Annotated in this window: 12 protein-coding genes; 5 read left to right on the top strand and 7 right to left on the bottom strand. The window is 65.9% G+C overall.

Going from position 1 to position 17,344, the window contains the following annotated elements; translation table 11 throughout:
• Positions 1 to 54 precede the first annotated feature (54 nt).
• The 4 genes from HF690_RS11440 to HF690_RS11425 form a co-directional block, all read right to left on the bottom strand.
• Positions 55 to 702 (bottom strand): alpha/beta fold hydrolase, encoded by a 648-nt coding sequence (locus tag HF690_RS11440; protein ID WP_168609530.1) that lies wholly within the window; start codon positions 700 to 702, stop codon positions 55 to 57.
• 138 nt (positions 703 to 840) lie between these two features.
• A complete protein-coding gene (gene aspS, locus HF690_RS11435) occupies positions 841 to 2,610 on the bottom strand; it encodes an aspartate--tRNA ligase (RefSeq protein ID WP_168609529.1) in 1,770 nt (589 codons plus the stop codon).
• A gap of 138 nt (positions 2,611 to 2,748) precedes the next feature.
• On the bottom strand, positions 2,749 to 3,312 hold the full coding sequence (locus HF690_RS11430) for a DUF3011 domain-containing protein (RefSeq protein ID WP_168609528.1): 564 nt from the start codon (positions 3,310 to 3,312) through the stop codon (positions 2,749 to 2,751).
• A gap of 474 nt (positions 3,313 to 3,786) precedes the next feature.
• Positions 3,787 to 4,080: an FmdB family zinc ribbon protein gene (locus tag HF690_RS11425; RefSeq protein ID WP_168609658.1), complete on the bottom strand. Its 294-nt coding sequence runs from the start codon at positions 4,078 to 4,080 to the stop codon at positions 3,787 to 3,789.
• A gap of 257 nt (positions 4,081 to 4,337) precedes the next feature.
• Between HF690_RS11425 and HF690_RS11420 the strand changes: the two genes are divergently transcribed.
• The 4 genes from HF690_RS11420 to HF690_RS11405 all read left to right on the top strand — a co-directional run bounded on the left by HF690_RS11420 (position 4,338) and on the right by HF690_RS11405 (position 11,933).
• Positions 4,338 to 6,785, top strand: a complete 2,448-nt coding sequence (locus tag HF690_RS11420) for a TonB-dependent receptor plug domain-containing protein (RefSeq protein ID WP_425495910.1) — start codon at positions 4,338 to 4,340, stop codon at positions 6,783 to 6,785.
• Between the two features lie 355 nt (positions 6,786 to 7,140).
• Positions 7,141 to 9,471 carry a glucosylglycerol-phosphate synthase gene (ggpS, locus tag HF690_RS11415; protein WP_168609527.1) on the top strand — a complete coding sequence of 777 codons (2,331 nt, stop codon included), beginning with the start codon at positions 7,141 to 7,143 and terminating at the stop codon, positions 9,469 to 9,471.
• 33 nt (positions 9,472 to 9,504) lie between these two features.
• Entirely contained in the window at positions 9,505 to 10,767 is a 1,263-nt protein-coding gene (locus HF690_RS11410) for an MFS transporter (RefSeq protein ID WP_168609526.1), read from the top strand.
• 71 nt (positions 10,768 to 10,838) lie between these two features.
• Positions 10,839 to 11,933 (top strand): NADH:flavin oxidoreductase/NADH oxidase, encoded by a 1,095-nt coding sequence (locus HF690_RS11405; RefSeq protein WP_425495909.1) that lies wholly within the window; start codon positions 10,839 to 10,841, stop codon positions 11,931 to 11,933.
• Positions 11,934 to 12,000: 67 nt separating this feature from the next.
• Here the strand turns inward: HF690_RS11405 and clpB are convergent, their stop codons facing one another.
• The 3 genes from clpB to rluD form a co-directional block, all read right to left on the bottom strand.
• Entirely contained in the window at positions 12,001 to 14,586 is a 2,586-nt protein-coding gene (gene clpB / locus HF690_RS11400; RefSeq protein WP_193568471.1) for an ATP-dependent chaperone ClpB, read from the bottom strand.
• An 83-nt stretch (positions 14,587 to 14,669) separates the two neighbouring features.
• Positions 14,670 to 15,422 (bottom strand): peptidoglycan editing factor PgeF, encoded by a 753-nt coding sequence (gene pgeF / locus HF690_RS11395; protein WP_168609523.1) that lies wholly within the window; start codon positions 15,420 to 15,422, stop codon positions 14,670 to 14,672.
• Positions 15,423 to 15,495: 73 nt separating this feature from the next.
• The gene (rluD, locus tag HF690_RS11390) at positions 15,496 to 16,455 is read right to left on the bottom strand and encodes a 23S rRNA pseudouridine(1911/1915/1917) synthase RluD (protein ID WP_168609522.1); all 960 of its coding nucleotides are present in this window, start codon (positions 16,453 to 16,455) and stop codon (positions 15,496 to 15,498) included.
• Between the two features lie 36 nt (positions 16,456 to 16,491).
• Here rluD and HF690_RS11385 point away from each other — a divergent pair, with 36 nt between their 5' ends.
• Positions 16,492 to 17,343, top strand: a complete 852-nt coding sequence (locus HF690_RS11385) for an outer membrane protein assembly factor BamD (RefSeq protein ID WP_338042910.1) — start codon at positions 16,492 to 16,494, stop codon at positions 17,341 to 17,343.
• The last annotated feature ends 1 nt before the right edge of the window (position 17,344 follow it).

Genomic DNA, 17,344 nt, shown 5'->3' with positions numbered 1-17,344 from the left:
TGCTGCTTCCGTCAAGAAATCGAAAGACGCAATTCTAATGCAGGCACGGGGCGATCATGAAACCGTTTCGACACCCGCCTTGTCGTGCGCATGCTCGAACCGTCCCTGACGCAGAAAGCGCACGGCCTGGGCCGCCGCTTCGGCGGAGAAAATCAGGCCGCTGTGGCTGGCCGTCACCACGCAGTGGTCGCGGATGCCCGGCAAGCGCGTTTCGCTGACCGCGACGCTGCCGTCGTGGTCGCCCTCCAGCGAACCCAGCGCTGCGCCCAGGCCGACCGGCTTGGAACCGGCAATCACGCCGACCTCGCGCTTGCCGTCCCAGCGCTGCAGGCCGTGTTCGAGCAGTTCCTTGCTGTGTCCCAGCATCCAGGCGCCGCCGGCCTCGGCCAACCGCTGCGCCGAGGCGCTGCCGTTGAGCGGCGACCCCATGCAGACAATGCGGCCGGGCGGCAGGTCGTCCTGTCCGCGGCAGGCGCGCAGCGCGACCAGACCGCCGAGACTGTGGCCGACCACATGCACCGTGCCGGGTGTCTCGCGCAGCTGCTTGCGCAAACGCTCCAGCGTGCGTTCCAGCGGCGCGGCCACGCTGAGATAGTCGAACACGTCGACCTCGAAACCCTCGCTTTCGAAGCGTCGCCGGAGCATGAGGAGCGCGATGCCGCGCATCCACAGTCCATGCAGCAGTATGAGGTGGTCGGACATGCGAGGGTTCAGTGGCTCGGTGAAAACAGCCCGCAGCTTACTGCGTCAAACGTAGGGTTTACGTGAACGCGTACCTGACGGCGAAAAACGCCGGCAGGATGTCGCACTCATCCGAGCAGCGCCGGCGCCGGCCGCGCGTCAGTCGTCCGAAGCGCTCGGCGCGACCTGAACGTGCAGCTCGTCGAGCTGCGCCACGGATACCGGCGACGGGGCGGCGGTCATCAGATCCTGCGCACTGGTGGTCTTGGGGAAGGCAATCACGTCGCGGATCGATTCCGTGCCGGCCATCAACGCAGCGATGCGGTCGATGCCGAAGGCGATGCCGCCATGCGGTGGCGCGCCAAGCTTCAGCGCCTTGAGCAGGAAGCCGAACTTGGCCTCGGCCTCTTGCTCGCCGATGCCGAGCAGCTCGAACACCGCGCTCTGCATGTCCGGGCGATGGATACGGATCGAGCCACCGCCGATCTCGGCGCCATTGAGCACCATGTCGTAACCGCGGCTGACGGCGTTGTGCGGATCGGCCTTGAGCATGGCGACGTCGTCGGCCTTCGGCGCGGTGAACGGATGGTGCAGCGCTACAAAACGACCGGCCTCCTCGTCGTGCTCGAACATCGGGAAATCGGTGACCCACAGCGGCTTCCAGCTATTCTCGACCAGACCTCGGTCCTTGCCGACCTTCAGCCGCAGCGCGCCCATGAACTCACTGACCGTGCCCCACGGACCGGCGCCGAACAGCAGCAGGTCGCCATCGGCCGCCTGCGTGGCTTCGAGGATGCCGGACAGCGCCTTCTCGTCGAGGAACTTGGCCACCGGCGAACTGACGCCCTCCAGACCGCCCTGGGCGTTGTCGACCTTCATCCACGCCAGGCCCTTGGCGCCGTGCTTGGCGGCGTGCGCGGCCAGCTCGTCGATCTGCTTGCGCGACAGCTCCGCGCCGCCGGGCACGCGCAGTGCGACGACACGACCGTTCGGATCGTTGGCCGGGCCGGCGAAGACCTTGAACTCGACATGCTTGACCGCCTCGGCGACATCGACCAGCTCCAGCGCGATGCGCAGGTCCGGCTTGTCCGAGCCGAAGCGACGCATCGCCTCGTGCCAGGTCATGCGCGGGAACGGCGCTTCCAGCTGCGCCTCGACGACCTCGTCGAACACCTCGCGGATCAGATTCTCGACGTAGTCCTGCACGTCGGCTTCTTCGACGAAGGCGAACTCCATGTCGAGCTGGGTGAATTCCGGTTGGCGGTCGGCGCGCAGATCCTCGTCGCGGAAGCAGCGCGCGATCTGGTAGTAGCGGTCGAAGCCGGCCATCATCAGGATCTGCTTGAACAGCTGCGGCGACTGCGGCAGCGCGTAGAACTCGCCTTCGTGCACACGGCTGGGCACCAGGTAGTCGCGCGCGCCCTCGGGCGTGGCCTTGGTCAGGATCGGCGTCTCGATGTCCTGGAAACCGGCCGCATCCAGACGGCGGCGCAGCGCCTGCACCAGACGGATGCGCGTGCGCATCATGCGCTGCATCTCCGGACGGCGAAGGTCCAGATAGCGGTAGGTCAGGCGCATGTCCTCGTTGGGGTTCTCGTGCAGCGCGAACGGCAGATCGCGCGCCGCGTTCAGCACCTCGACCTCGCTGGCCAACACTTCCACGCGGCCCGTCTTCATCTTGTCGTTGAACGACACGCGCGCACGCACCTTGCCCTTCACGCGCAGACAGAACTCATAGCCGACCTCGACCGCGGTGGCGAAGGCCGCCTCGGTATCCGGGTCGACCACGACCTGCACGATGCCCTCATGATCGCGCAGATCCAGGAACACCACGCCGCCGTGATCGCGACGGCCGTCCACCCAGCCGCAAAGAGTGATGGTCTGGTCGATCAGCGCCTCGTCGATGAGGCCGCAGTAATGCGTGCGCATGCGCTTGGAACTCCGGGCCGCTGAGCGGCGGTGCAGATGAAAAAGACCCGGAATTCTACCATCGCCGGCGCATCGGCCGGGATCGCCGCCATTCGGGACGGTCCGGCACCCTCCTTGGCGATCGACGCGCCGAACGCCTCACCAGCGCCGATGAACGACGAACTTGGCCCGACAGCCGTGGCTGACCCACACGCCTGCGCGGTTGTAGCCCCAGCTGTAGCCCTTGGTGCAGCGCGCATCGGACATCTGATGAACCAGCCGCACGTAGCCGCGACGACCCACGTCCACACGGCACATCTGGTAGCGCTTCTTGTTGCTGTCGCACTGCAGACGGATTTCTCGATCCCGACCGTATCCGCGACGGTGTTCGCCATGATGCGTTGCGTGCCGCCAGTCGCTGTGTCCGTAGCGGTGCGCTCGACCCGCCGCGGCAAAGCGCCCGCGGCAGCCGTTCTTCACCCAGATTCCGTGACGATTGACGCCCCAGCTCCGACCGCGAACGCATGCGGACTTGGACTCCTGCCGCACCAGTCGCGCATCCCGCCACGGCATGGCGCACTCCTGGTACTTGTTGCTGTTACTGGCACAGTAGACAGTGTCGGTCTGGCGCGTCTGTGCCTGAACCGGGACCGACCCGAACAGCATGACCCCGGACAGCACGCTCGTGGCGAGCGCATACAGCGTGGAGATGGATATGTTCATGACCGCCTCCGATCACGGATGAAGTACCTCCGTATCCGAACCGGATACGGGCCGCTTCGCTGTCGACGTCGTTCTCGCAGCAAAGCCTTCCCGGACCTTATCACCGGGAGTCGCCGGCGGAACGCTCCCTGCACGAACGGCTCATGCCTTTGCGTCTCGAAGCAGCACCTTTGTCGTATGGACCTGTAGCGATTTGCATCGTCCATTGATGCATGTTCCGCTGGAAAAAATCAGATCGCGCACCGGGAACATGGTCTGTCCGGTGCACTCGACTATGCAGTCATCGCCACCGCTTCTCTGATCACCACCCGGATCGACGTGCTCGCGGCTCGCCACGGGTCATCCTCCCGCCGGCCGCACGCTGGGCACGACGATCTGGCACACCCAGGGACGCTGAGCCTGCCTGCCACGGGCATTCGCCTTCGTCACCTTGTCGCAACGGCCGCGATCCCCTGCGTATTCAAGCCCGACTGTTCAGTCCGCGGAAGGCGCTGGACTTGCGGGTTTCTCTGCCGGTTTGGCGGCCGGCGCATCTGCGGAAGCGGGCTTGTCGCCCTTGTCCGCCAGATTGCGCTTGGTGTCGCCGTCCTTCTTGAAGTCGGTCTCGTACCAGCCGCTGCCGGCCAACCGGAACGACGGCGCAGTGACCTGCCGCTGCACTTTCGGTTCGCCGCAAACCGGACAGGTCTCGGGATCGGCATCGGACAGTTTCTGCAAGCGGTCGAAGGCGTGGCCGCAGGCCTGACATTGAAACGCATAGATCGGCATCGGAAGTATCGCTCTCACGGAATTCCCAGCACCCCGCCGTCATCGGCGCAGAGTGCACAGACGCGCGATTATCGCGCCTGCGGCAAACCGGAGCAACGCGGAGAAGCTGTGCACGACCGCGCATTAAAACCACACCATGAGGAAATATTCGTTGACATTTTTATAACAGTGCGCCTAGGTTCGAAGCAGAAACGGATGTCCATACCTGGCGCGGAGGCTCTGAAGCACCCTCTGCGCGAAATTCGTTTTTCCGAGTTATGGGGAGTACGACAATGCCTTTGTCCAGAACACTGACCCGCAGCCTGCTGGCCGGGTGCATCGCAGCTGCGCTGATGTCCACAGCACACGCGCAATCCACGAATACCGACAACGCAAAGAACAAGAAGGCGACCGAACTGCAGACGGTGGTCGTCACCGGCACGCGCAGTTTCGACCGCACCGAGGCCGACTCGATGGCACCGATCGACGTGCTGTCGCCGCAGGACCTGAAGAATACCGGCGCCACCAACCTCGCCAGCGCGCTGCGTACCCTGCTGCCGTCGCTAAACTTCCCGCAACCGTCCGTGACCGACGCCACCGACGCCACCCAGCCGGCGCAGCTGCGCGGACTGAGTCCGGACCAGACGCTGGTGCTCATCAACGGCAAGCGCCAGCATTCCACCGCTGTACTGAACACCAACGGTTCGCTGGGTCGCGGTTCCTCTCCGGTCGATCTCAACGCGATTCCGATCAACGCCATCGATCACATCGAAGTGCTGCGTGACGGCGCGGCGGCGCAGTACGGTTCCGACGCCATTGCCGGCGTCATCAACGTGATCTTGAAGGGCGGCGCCAAGCACGGCTCGGCCAGCATCACTGGCGGCCAGTACGACACCGGCGACGGCGATACCTGGCACGGCGGCGCCGACGGCGGCTTCAAGCTGGGCGACGGCGGCTGGGTGCACCTGAGCGCGAACTACATGCACCAGGACCCGACCAACCGCGCCGGTCCCGATCCGCGCTACCCCGCCGACCCGACCTACAACACCGTCACCTTCCACTACGGCCTGCCGCAGACCAAGGCCAAGCAGGCCGCGATCAACCTGCAGTACGACCTGACGCCGAACGCGCAGCTGTATGCCTTCAGCCTGTTCAACAAGCGCAATGTGTCCTCACAGGGCTTCTTCCGTTCGCTGTCGACCTACGCCTCGCAGTATCCGAATGCCGTGGCGCAGTATCCGGGCGGCTACCTGCCGGTCGAGAACAGCGCCATCCGCGACGACTCCGAGGTACTCGGCGTGCGCGGCAAGGTCGCCGGCTGGAACTACGACGTCAGCTACAACACCGGCGGCAACCACTGGAAGATGCACACCAGCAACACCTGGAACTACTCGCTCGGCGCGAACTCGCCGACCGTGTTCCAGATCGGCACGCTGACCAACCGCGAGAATCTGCTCAACGCCGACTTCAGCCGTGACGTGCACTTCCCGGGCATGGACGCGCCGGTGACCGTGGCCTGGGGTCTGGAGTACCGCCACGAGAAGTTCGAGATCAAGCAGGGTGACGGTGCCTCCTACGCCTGCGGTCCGGTGCTCGGCGCCAGCGGCTACCCGAGCTGCGGCGGCCAGGTGTTCTCCGGCTACACGCCGAACGACGCCGGTTCGCATTCGCGTCACAATCGTTCCATCTACCTGGATCTGGAAAGCGACCTGACCAACAAGTTCAGCGCTGGCCTGGCCGTGCGCAACGAGCACTACAGCGACTTCGGCGGCACCACCTCGTGGAAGGCCTCCGGTCGCTACGCATTCAACGACACCGTAGCCGCGCGCGCCACGGTGTCGACCGGCTTCCGCGCACCGTCGTTGCAGCAGGAGTACTACTCCAGCACCGCGACGAACTTCGTCAACACGGGCAGCGGCCTGGTGCCGGTGCAGATCCGCACCTTCCCGGTCGACGACCCGGCCGCGCAGGCGCTGGGCGCGCAGCCGCTGAAGCCGGAGAAGTCGCACAACTACAGCTTCGGCCTGGTGTTCACCCCGGCCAACGGCCTGTACGCCACCTTGGACGCCTATCAGATCGACATCGACAACCGCATCATCCTGTCGGGCAACCTGACCGGCAGCGCGGTGCAGACCTATCTGATGTCGGCCGGCTTCACCGATGTCGGCGGCGGTCGCTTCTTCACCAACGCCGTCGACACCCGCACCCGCGGCGCCGACCTGGTGGCGACCTATCCGTGGTACCTGCAGAGCGGCTCGACGGTGAAATTCACCGGCGGCATGAACTACAACAAGACCGACATCCGCAAGATCGCGAACAATCCGCCTCAGCTCGGTCTGGCCGGCCTGACCCTGCCGATCATCGATCGCCAGGAACAGGGCCGCATCACTGTGGGCACGCCGCGCACCAAGACCTTCGTCGGCGCCGACTGGTCCGTGAACCACTGGACCTTCCACTCCCAGGCCACGCGCTACGGCACCTGGACCTCGCGCGGCAGCAGCGCCAGCTCGGACCAGACCTTCAGCGCCAAGGTGCTGCTGGACCTCTCCGTCAGCTACGCACAGTCGGGCTGGACCTTCACGCTGGGCGGCAACAACGTCACCAACGTGTATCCGGAAAAGAACGATGCCAACAACAACTACCACGGCATCCTGACCTACCCGCTGACTTCGCCGTACGGCTTCAGCGGCGCGTACTACTACGGAAGTGTGGCGTACGACTGGTAATACACCGCAAACCTGCTCCAACTTTTCGGCCCCGCACCCGCGGGGCCTTTTTTTTGGACGTCCAAATGATGGGCGTCCAAACGCCGGGACACTTCATGCCTTTTATGCATGATCGATTCATCGCCGCGCACAGCGAACCTGCTAGGATGAAAACCGTCACTGCGCATACCGCACACTTCGCGGCTAGCCGACAACGGCCCGGAGGTGGTTGCGCGATGCCCGTTCACGTCGCGAACGGCGCCGCGCCAGTCAGCGGCTCACGCCATGCAGTGCACGCTGCCGGTCGCACGACCGCCACCGCACCACAATCCGGCCCACGGTTCCGCGAAGCTCGCCGCATCGACGAGGAGTCCGCGTGAACCCGACTGCACGAAGCGAACAGCCCCCCGAACCTGCCACTTCGCACGAGGACGTGCGCTGCCTGCTGGCCACCGATCTGGACGGCACCTTCCTGGCCGGCTCGCCGGAGCAGCGTCTGCGGCTGTACCAGCTGATCAGTCGACGCGAGGACATGCTGCTGGTCTACGTCACCGGACGCGGACTGGAAGCCGTGCTGCCGCTGCTGGCCGATCCCACGCTGCCGCATCCGGACTACATCATCTGCGACGTCGGCGCGACCGTGGTCGACGGCCACGACATCCACGCCGTGGAACCGCTGCAGGGCCGCATCGCCGCACGCTGGCCGGGCGAACAGGCCGTGGTGCGACACATCGGTGAGCACGAAGGCCTGATCCGCCAGGACGTGCCACAGGAACGCCGCGTTTCGTATTACTGCTCCAGCGACGCCATCAGCGACAAGCTCGAACAGCAGGTGCGCGAACTGGGCTGCGAACTGCTGCATTCGGCCGAACGGTATCTCGACGTCCTGCCGTTCGGCGTGAACAAGGGCGCGACCCTGCGCGGACTGATCGATCACCTCGGCATTCCCCAGGAACGCGTGCTGGTCGCCGGCGATACGCTCAACGATCACTCGATGTACGGCAAGGGCTTCGCCGGTGTCTGCGTGGGCCGATCCGAACCTGGTCTGCTCGAAGCCACCGCGAACACCGATCAGACCCTGCATGCCGAGAAACCCGGCTGCGGCGGCATCCTCGAGGCACTGGCGCATTTCGAACTGCTGGACGCCGAGCACCTGGATGCCGAAGACATCGTGCCCGACACCGGCAAGGCCGAGCTGGTGATGGTCTACCATCGCCTGCCCTACGAGGAAGTCGTCGAGGACGGCCAGGTGCACCGGCGGCGGCCGAAGTCGCCCAACGGCATCATCCCCACCCTGCTCTCGTTCTTCGCTGGCGGACGCAAGGGGTCGTGGATCGCCTGGTCCACCCATGATCCGAAGTCGGGCGAGGATTTCGAGGTGCACACCGCGGTCGACGCCAAGCGCTACCCGGACCTCACTGCGGCGCGCGTGCCGCTGACCAAGAAGGACGTCGACATCTTCTACAAGTCCTTCTCCAAGGAAGCCTTCTGGCCGCTGTTACACACCTTCTGGGAGCGTGCGCGTTTCCGCGAAAAGCACTGGCGCGTATTCTGCCGCGTCAACCGCGCCTTCGCCGAGCGCACCGCCGCCGAGGCCGCCTCCGGCGCCACGGTGTGGATCCACGACTACAACCTGTGGATGGTGCCGGCCTACCTGCGTGAACTGCGGCCGGACGTGCGCATCGCCTTCTTCCATCACACGCATTTCCCTTCCGCGGATGTGTTCAACGTGGTGCCGTGGCGGCGCGACATCATCGGCAGCCTGCTGCAGTGCGACTACGTCGGCTTCCACATTCCGCGCCAGGTCGAAAACTTCGTCGACGTGGTGCGCGGCGTGGCGCCGGTGAAAGTCATCAAGCGCGAAAACTGCGCGCCGCGCTTCCTCACCTATGGCTGCGCCGCCGGACTGGATCGCGTCAGCCGCATCATCGACGTCGGCCGCCGTCGCGTGCATCTGGGCGCGCACCCGGTCGGCCTGGACGTCGACCGCGTGCGCCGGCTGCTGGACGCGGACGACTCGCGCCAGCGCCGCCGCCATCTCAGCAGCGAACTGGACGGCCGCAAGTTGATCCTGTCCGTCGAACGCCTGGACTACACCAAGGGTACGCTACAGAAGCTGCAAGCTTACGAGCGCATGTTGGAACGCAATCCCGACCTGGTCGGCGAAATCACGCTGTTCTGCGTATGCGTGCCGGCGGCCAAGGAGATGACCGTCTACCGGCAGCTGCAGACGCAGATCGAGCAGGCCGTCGGACGCATCAACGGCCGCTTCTCGAAACTGGGCTGGACACCGGTGCAATTCTTCTTCCGCGCGCTGCCGTTCGAGGAACTGCTGTCCTACTACGGCGTCGCCGACGTCATGTGGATCACGCCGCTGCGCGACGGCCTGAATCTGGTGGCGAAGGAATACGTGGCCGTGCAGGGCATCGTCGGCCATCCGCATGCCGGTGTGCTGGTGCTGTCGGAGTTCGCCGGCGCCGCCGCCGAACTGAAGGGCGCGCTGCTGACCAACCCCCACGATATCGACGATATGGCCGAAGTCTGCCTGCGCGCGATCCGCATGGACGCCAAGGAAGCCGGCAGCCGCTTGCAGGGTCTGTTCGATATCGTCGAGCATCACGATCTGGGCCGCTGGGGACAGGGTTTCCTGGACGCGGTCGCCGAGACCGGAGACAGTCCGGGCACCGCCGTTCCTGCACCAGCCTGACCCAACCGATCACGATTCCACGAAGGATTTTTCATGCTCCGCACGGCTCGACAGCTTGCCTCGCTGCTGACCGGCGTTGCCCTGCTACTGCTGGGCAACGGCCTGCTGAACACCTTGATTCCCGTGCTGGGCGGCACACTGGGATTCTCCAGCGGCCTGCTCGGCGCCATGACATCGGCCTACTTCGCCGGGTTTCTCGCCGGCACCTTCATCATTTCCGCACTGGTGCGGCGCATGGGCCATATCCGGGCGTTCGCGTTCTGCGCCGCTGGCTTCGCGTGCCTGGTCCTGCTGCTTTCACTGACCACGCAACCGCTGATCTGGCTACTGCTGCGCTTCGCCATCGGTGTAGTCGTGGTTGGGCTGTACACCGTTATCGAGAGCTGGCTGAACAGTCAGGCCGAGCCGCAGCAGCGCAGCAGCGTGTTCGCGACCTACATGGTGGTGAATCTGGGCTCGCTGGCGCTGGCGCAGCAGTTTCTGCAATTCCGTCCGTCGCAGAGCGCGGTGCTGTTCGTGCTTGTCGCCCTGCTGGTGTGTGCCTCGACGCTTCCGGTCCTGGCCACGCGCATGCGCCAGCCCGAGGTGCAGCCGATGCCGCGCTTGCGTACACGCCGTCTGTTCCAGCTTGCTCCGAGCGCCGGCATCGGCGCGCTGCTGTCGGGTCTGACCATGGGCGCGATGTGGGGCCTGGCGCCGGTCTACGCCGCCTCGACCGGACTCGGCGCTGCCGGCATCGGCACCTGGATGAGCGTGTTCATTCTCGGCGGCGCGGCGCTGCAATGGCCGATGGGCCGGCTGTCGGACCGCCATGACCGCCGCATCATGCTGATCGTGGTCAGCGCGCTGGGCGCGATCGCCGCCGCGCTGCTGCCGATGCTGGCCGGATTTCCCATCACCGCGAACGTGCTGCTGTTCGTCTTCGGCGGCATGGCGTTCGCGGTGTATCCCATCGTGGTCGCTCACCTGCTCGATCACGTTCCCGCCGAGGAACTGCTTCCGGCCAGTACCAGCGTGCTGCTGGTGAACGGGGTCGGTTCCGCCGCGGGACCGCTGCTGGCCGGTCTGCTGATGGGATCGCTGGGCACCGCATGGCTGTTCGGCTGGGTGGTGCTGTGCATGGGCGGCACCGCAGGCTACGTCGCGTTCCGGCTGCTCACGTTCGAACGCGAACAGACCGATGCATCGGCCTTCGTGCCGATGCTGCGCACCACTCCGACGGCGATGGAAATGCATCCAGTGGTGGACGCGGAAACGGAAGCCGAGGCGACCACCATGCACCAGGACGAACGCTGAGTTCCGCTTGCATGCGACGCCCTTCGCCCACACAGCAGGAAAACCCTTCCCCGCCCCACAAGGAATCTCACGTGAGCCATCTGTTCTCACCGCTCGAACTCGGCCCGCTCGAACTGGCCAACCGCATCGTCGTCGCCCCCATGTGCCAGTACTCGGCCGAAGACGGCAGCGCTACCGACTGGCACATGATGCATCTGGGCAATCTGGCGCTTTCCGGCGCTGGGCTGCTGATCTTCGAGGCCTCGGCCGTCGAGGCGCGCGGTCGTATCACCTGGGCCGACCTGGGCCTGTACAGCGACAGCAACGAGCAGGCGCTGCGCAAGGTCGTCGGCGCGCTGCGCCAGCACGCACCGACCGCACTCGGCATCCAGCTTGCGCACGCCGGCCGCAAGGCCTCCACGCATGTGCCCTGGGACGGCGGCGCCGCAATCGCGCCCGACGACGTCCGAGGCTGGCAGGTCGTCAGCGCCTCGGACCGCCCCTTCCACGATGGCGATCCCGCACCGCGCGCGATGACACAGACGGACATCGACGACGTTGTGCAGGCCTTCGCGGACGCGGCGCGGCGCGCGGACCGACTGGGCCTGGACCTGATCGAGATCCACGCCGCCCACGGCTACCTGCTGCACCAGTTCCTGTCGCCGCTGAGCAATGACCGCGACGATGACTTCGGCGGCAGCCTGGAAAACCGCATGCGACTGACCCTGCAGGTCTTCGACGCCGTGCGCGCTGCGGTGTCCGATCGCATGAGCGTAGGCATCCGCATCTCCGCCAGCGACTGGGTCGAGGGCGGCTGGGATCTGGCCCAGAGTATCGAACTGGCCCGGGCGCTGGACGCCCGCGGCTGCCAGTTCATCCATGTCTCCAGCGGCGGCCTGGACCCACGCCAGCAGATCGAGGTCGGGCCCGGCTACCAGGTACCGTTCGCCGCGGCGATCAAGGCCGAAGTGGCCATGCCGGTCATCGCCGTGGGCCAGATCACCGAGGCCGCGCAGGCCGAAGCCATCGTCGCCGAAGGCAAGGCCGACGCCGTGGCGCTGGCGCGCGGCATTCTGTACGACCCGCGCTGGCCCTGGCATGCCGCGGCCGAACTGGGCGCGACGGCGCATGCACCTCCACAGTACCTGCGCTGCGCGCCGCACGGGCTGGGCAAGCTGTTCGGCTGAAGCGACGCACCACGAAAAAGGCCGCGGCATGCACCGCGGCCTTTTCGTTCTCCTCGTACCGATGCCGTCAGCCGCCGGCGCTGAAGACCAGATGGCCGCCTTCGGCCTCGACGAAGATGGTGTCGCCGGGCGCGAAATCGCCGCGCAGGATCTTCTGCGCCAGCGGGTTCTCCAACTGCTGCTGGATGGCCCGCTTGAGCGGCCGTGCGCCGTACACCGGGTCGAAACCGACGTTGGCCAGCAAGTCCAGCGCCTTGTCACCGATGGACAGCTTCAGCTGACGCTCCTCCAGCCGTTTCTCCAGCTGCTGCAGCTGGATCTTGGCGATGGCGCGGATCTGCGCCTTCTCCAACGGGCGGAACACCACGATCTCGTCCAGACGGTTGATGAACTCGGGCCGGAAGTGACCCTGCACCACGCCCATCACCGCGGCCTTCATCTTGGTGTAGCTCTCCTCGCCTTCGCCGTCGATCTCCTGGATCATCTGGCTACCCAGATTGGAGGTCATCACGATGACGGTGTTGCGGAAGTCCACCGTACGGCCCTGCCCATCGGTCAGGCGACCGTCGTCGAGCACCTGCAGCAGAATGTTGAAGACGTCCGGATGCGCCTTCTCCACCTCGTCCATCAGGATCACGCTGTACGGACGCCGGCGTACCGCTTCGGTCAGATAGCCGCCTTCCTCGTAACCGACGTAGCCCGGCGGCGCGCCGATCAGGCGAGCCACGGAGTGCTTCTCCATGAACTCGCTCATGTCGATGCGGATCATCGCTTCCTGGGTGTCGAACAGGAAACCGGCCAGCGCCTTGCACAGCTCGGTCTTGCCCACACCGGTCGGGCCGAGGAACAGGAACGAACCGTACGGACGATGGGGATCGGACAGGCCGGCGCGCGCGCGGCGGATGGCATCGGACACGGCGGTCACGGCTTCGTCCTGACCGACCACGCGCTCGTGCAGCGCCTGTTCCATCTTCAGCAGCTTCTCGCGTTCGCCTTCCAGCATCTTCGACACCGGGATGCCGGTCCAGCGACTGACCACCTCGGCGATCTCCTCCTCGGTGACGCGATCCTGCACCAGCTTGAAGTCCTGCTGTTCGGCAGCCTGGGCCGCGGCCAGCTGCTTCTCCAGTTCCGGCAGCGTGCCGTACTGGATCTCGCTCATCTTGGTGTAGTCCTGGTGGCGCTGCGCGGCCTCCAGCTCGACCCGGGCGGCCTCGATCTGCTCCTTGACCTTGGTCGCGCCCTGCAGCGCGGCCTTTTCGGATTTCCAGATCTCGTTGAGATCGGAGAACTCGCGCTCCAGCTTGTCGATGTCCGCTTCCAGGTCGGCCAGACGCTGCTTGGAGGCGTCGTCGGTCTCCTTCTTCAGCATCTCGCGCTGGATCTTCAGCTGCGTCAGGCGACGCTCCAGGCGGTCCAGCTCCTCCGGCTTGGAATCGATCTCCATGCGGATGCGCGAGGCGGCCTCATCCATCAGGTCAATGGCCTTGTCCGGCAGCTGACGGTCGGTGATGTAGCGGTTGGACAACGTGGCTGCGGCGACGATGGCCGGGTCGGTGATCTCCACGCCGTGATGGACCGCATAGCGCTCCTTCAGGCCGCGCAGGATCGCGATGGTGTCCTCCACCGTCGGCTCGCCCACGAACACCTTCTGGAAGCGGCGCTCCAGCGCGGCGTCCTTCTCGATGTACTGGCGGTACTCGTCCAGCGTGGTGGCGCCAATGCAGTGCAGCTCGCCGCGAGCCAGCGCCGGCTTGAGCATGTTGCCGGCGTCCATCGCACCATCGGCCTTGCCGGCACCGACCATGGTGTGCAGCTCGTCGATGAACAGGATGATCTGGCCTTCATTCTTGGCCAGATCACTGAGCACGGCCTTCAGACGCTCCTCGAACTCGCCGCGGAACTTCGCGCCGGCGATCAGCGCGCCCATGTCCAGACTCAGCACACGCTTGCCGCGCAGGCCCTCGGGGACCTCGTCCTTGATGATGCGCTGGGCCAGCCCCTCGACGATGGCGGTCTTGCCCACGCCGGGTTCGCCGATCAGAACCGGGTTGTTCTTGGTGCGCCGCTGCAGCACCTGGACCACGCGGCGGATCTCCTCGTCGCGGCCGATCACCGGGTCCAGCTTGCCGGACTCGGCGCGCGAGGTGAGATCGATGGTGTATTTCTCCAGCGCCTGGCGCTGGTCCTCGGCGTTCTCACTGGCGACTTTCTCGCCACCGCGGATCTTGTCGATGGCGGCATTGATACGCGCCTTGTCGGCACCGGCGGCCTTGAGCGCCTTGCTCAGCTCGCCGCCGGACTCCAGCGCCGCCAGCACGAACAGCTCGCTGGCGATGAACTGGTCGCCGCGCTGCTGGGCCAGCTTGTCCGTGAGGTTGAGCACGCGGTTCAGCGCGTTGCCGACATTGAGTTCGCCGGCCTGCCCGCTGACCTGCGGCAGGCCATTGAGCATCTCGCCCAGACGCTCGCGCAGCAGCGGCACGTTGACGCCGGCCTGCGACAGCAGCGGCGTGGTGGAACCGCCCTGCTGGTCTAGCAAGGCGGTCATCACGTGCACGGGCTCGAGCATGTTGTGGTCGCGTCCCACGGCAAGCGACTGGGCATCGGCCAGCGCCTGCTGAAAACGCGAGGTCAGTTTGTCCATGCGCATTTCGGGATCTCTCCTGCAAAGATGGTGGACGGCCGCGCCGCCTCTCTGCATAACGAAATGCGGTCGCCCGGACGGGCTTCAAGTCACACCGCGCGCCGGGTCCAGATCAGGCTGGCGAAACGGCCGCTGGCCGCCCCTTCGCGGCGATAGGAATACAGGCGCTCGTCGCTGTACGTGTCGAAACCGCCACCATGCACCCGCGTCACACCGAGTCGGCGCAATCGCTGCCGGGCCAGCAGAGCGAGATCGCAGTGCCAGTGCCCCGCTCGGGTCGGACGAAACGCCGCCTCGGCCTGTGCGTCGACGGAAACGAAGGCATCGCGCACGGGGGTATCGATCTCGTAGCTCTGCGGACCGATGCAGGGTCCCAACCAGGCCAGCAGACGTTCCGGGCGCACGGTCATGGACTGCACGACGGCTTCAAGAACACCTTCGGCGAGCCCGCGCCAGCCGGCATGCGCAGCACCGATCTCGCCGCCATCGTCGCTGCACAGCAGAACCGGGAGGCAGTCCGCGGTGAGAATCGCCAGTACCGTGCCCGGCACGCGCGACACGGCAGCGTCGGCCTTCGGTTCGTCCGCAACGGCCAGCGGTCCGAGTTCGGCCACCGTAGTGCCGTGCACCTGCTGCAACCAGCGTGGTGCCGAGGGAAGTCCCAATGCCTGCACCAGCGCACGCCGGTTGCTGCGCACCACCTCGACGTCATCGCCACTGCGCAGCCCCAGATTGAAGCGGTCGTACGGCGGTTGCGACAGACCGGGACCGATTCGGGTGCTCACTGCCGCGCGCACCGTGGCGGGCGCGGGCCAATCGGGAATGATCCAGGAATCGTGCATGCGAGGAGTGCGCTTCAATCCATCATAGAAAGCGCATCAGCATACCCGGTCGTGGACGCGCGCAGAAAATGCTTCACGCCTGCGCTGCATCCTCGCGCAAGGCGGCAATCAGGTTCTGCATGTCCTCGGGCGCATCCGCCTCGAAGGCCATCTCCACCTCCCGGATCGGGTGCACGAAGGCCAGCCGTTCGGCATGCAGCGCCTGGCGGCGGAATCCGCGCAGCGTCTCGACCAGATGCTCGCTCGCGCCCTTGGGCAGGTGCAGGTGACCGCCATAGAGCGGATCGCCGACCAGCGGATGCTGCACGTGGGCCATGTGCACGCGAATCTGATGCGTGCGGCCGGTTTCCAGGTTGCACTGGATCAGGCTGTGCGCGCGGTAGCGTTCGCGCAGGCGATAGTGCGTCACCGCGCGTTTTCCGGTGTCCTCGTTGCGCACCGCCTGCCGCAGGCGGTCGACGGGGTGACGGCCCAGCGGCGCGTCGACCGTGCCGCCGGCCACCAGCGCGCCACGCACGACGGCGGCGTACTGGCGCTGCACGTCGTGCCGCGACAGCATGGCGACGAGCGCGGTGTGCGCAGGCAGCGTCTTGGCCACCACCATCAGGCCGGACGTGTCCTTGTCCAGGCGATGCACAATGCCGGCACGCGGCAGCTCGGCAAGGCGCGCGTAGTGATGCAACAGCGCGTTCTGCAGCGTGCCGTCGGCATTGCCCGCGCCGGGATGCACCACCAGACCAGCCGGCTTGTTCAGCACCAGCAGGTCGTCGTCCTCATGACGGATGTCCAGCGCGATGGCCTGCGGCGCCAGCGGCACCTCGTCTTCGAGCCGGGCGTCGATCTGCACCCACTCGCCGCCCTGCAGGCGCTGTTTCGGCGCCACCACGGCACCATCCACGGTCACGGCGCCCTCGCGCACCCAACTGCTGAGGCGGGAGCGCGAATACTGCGGGAACATTGCCGCCAGCGCCTGGTCCAAACGCCGACCCGCCTCGTCCAGGGGAACCTGCGCGCGATGCTGGACCGCACTCATGCCGCCGCCACCGGCGAACGTCCGGTTTCCGCTATCATGGCCCTTCGCTCAAGCACTCGACTGCCCTCTATGCGCGTTTTCTTCAAGCAATTTTGCATTCTCGTCCTGGTTCTGTCCGTGGCGTCCTGTTCGATGTTTCGCCACAAGGCGGACATCAATACCATGCCGGTCGGCGCGCTCTACCAGAACGCCCACACCTCGCTGGAGAAAGGCGACTACGCCGCCGCCGAGAAGGCCTACAAGCGTCTGATCGCGCGCTTTCCCTCGGGCAAGTACAACGAGCAGTCGCAGGTCGACCTGGCCTACGCGCAGTACAAGGACAACAAGCCGGATGATGCGTACTCGACCATCAACCGCTTCATCAAGACCTTCCCGACGCACAAGCATATCGACTATGCCTACTACCTGCGCGGTCTGATCAACTTCAACCGCACCACCGGCATCGTCGAGCGCTTCGTCGAGCAGGACCAGTCGCGCCGCGACCAGGGCTACCGCCTGCAGGCCTTCGACGACTTCAGCCAGCTGACCCGCCGCTTCCCCGGCAGCAAGTACGCCGCCGACGCACGCCAGCGCATGATCTTCCTGCGCAACGGCCTGGCTCAGTTCGAGATCAACGTGGCCACCTTCTACCTGAAGCACAAGATGTACGTGGCTTCGGCGCATCGCGCCAAGTACGTGATCGAACACTATCAGCGCGCGCCGGAAGCCGGCGACGCACTGGCGATCCTGTCGCGCAGCTACAAGAGCCTGGGCCGCGACAAACTGGCCGCGCAGGCCCGGGAGGTCCTGAAGCTGAACTTCCCGAACCATCCGTACCTGAAGGACCCGAACTGGCCGCACTTCGCCTCGGTCTGGAAGCGCATGGTGCCCTTCGTCAATCACCACTGAC

Source organism: Oleiagrimonas citrea, assembly GCF_012395255.1.
GTDB classification, from domain to species: Bacteria; Pseudomonadota; Gammaproteobacteria; order Xanthomonadales; family Rhodanobacteraceae; genus Oleiagrimonas; species Oleiagrimonas citrea.
The sequence above is the reverse complement of the archived record's forward strand: the minus strand, read 5'-3'. Positions and strand labels throughout refer to the sequence as shown.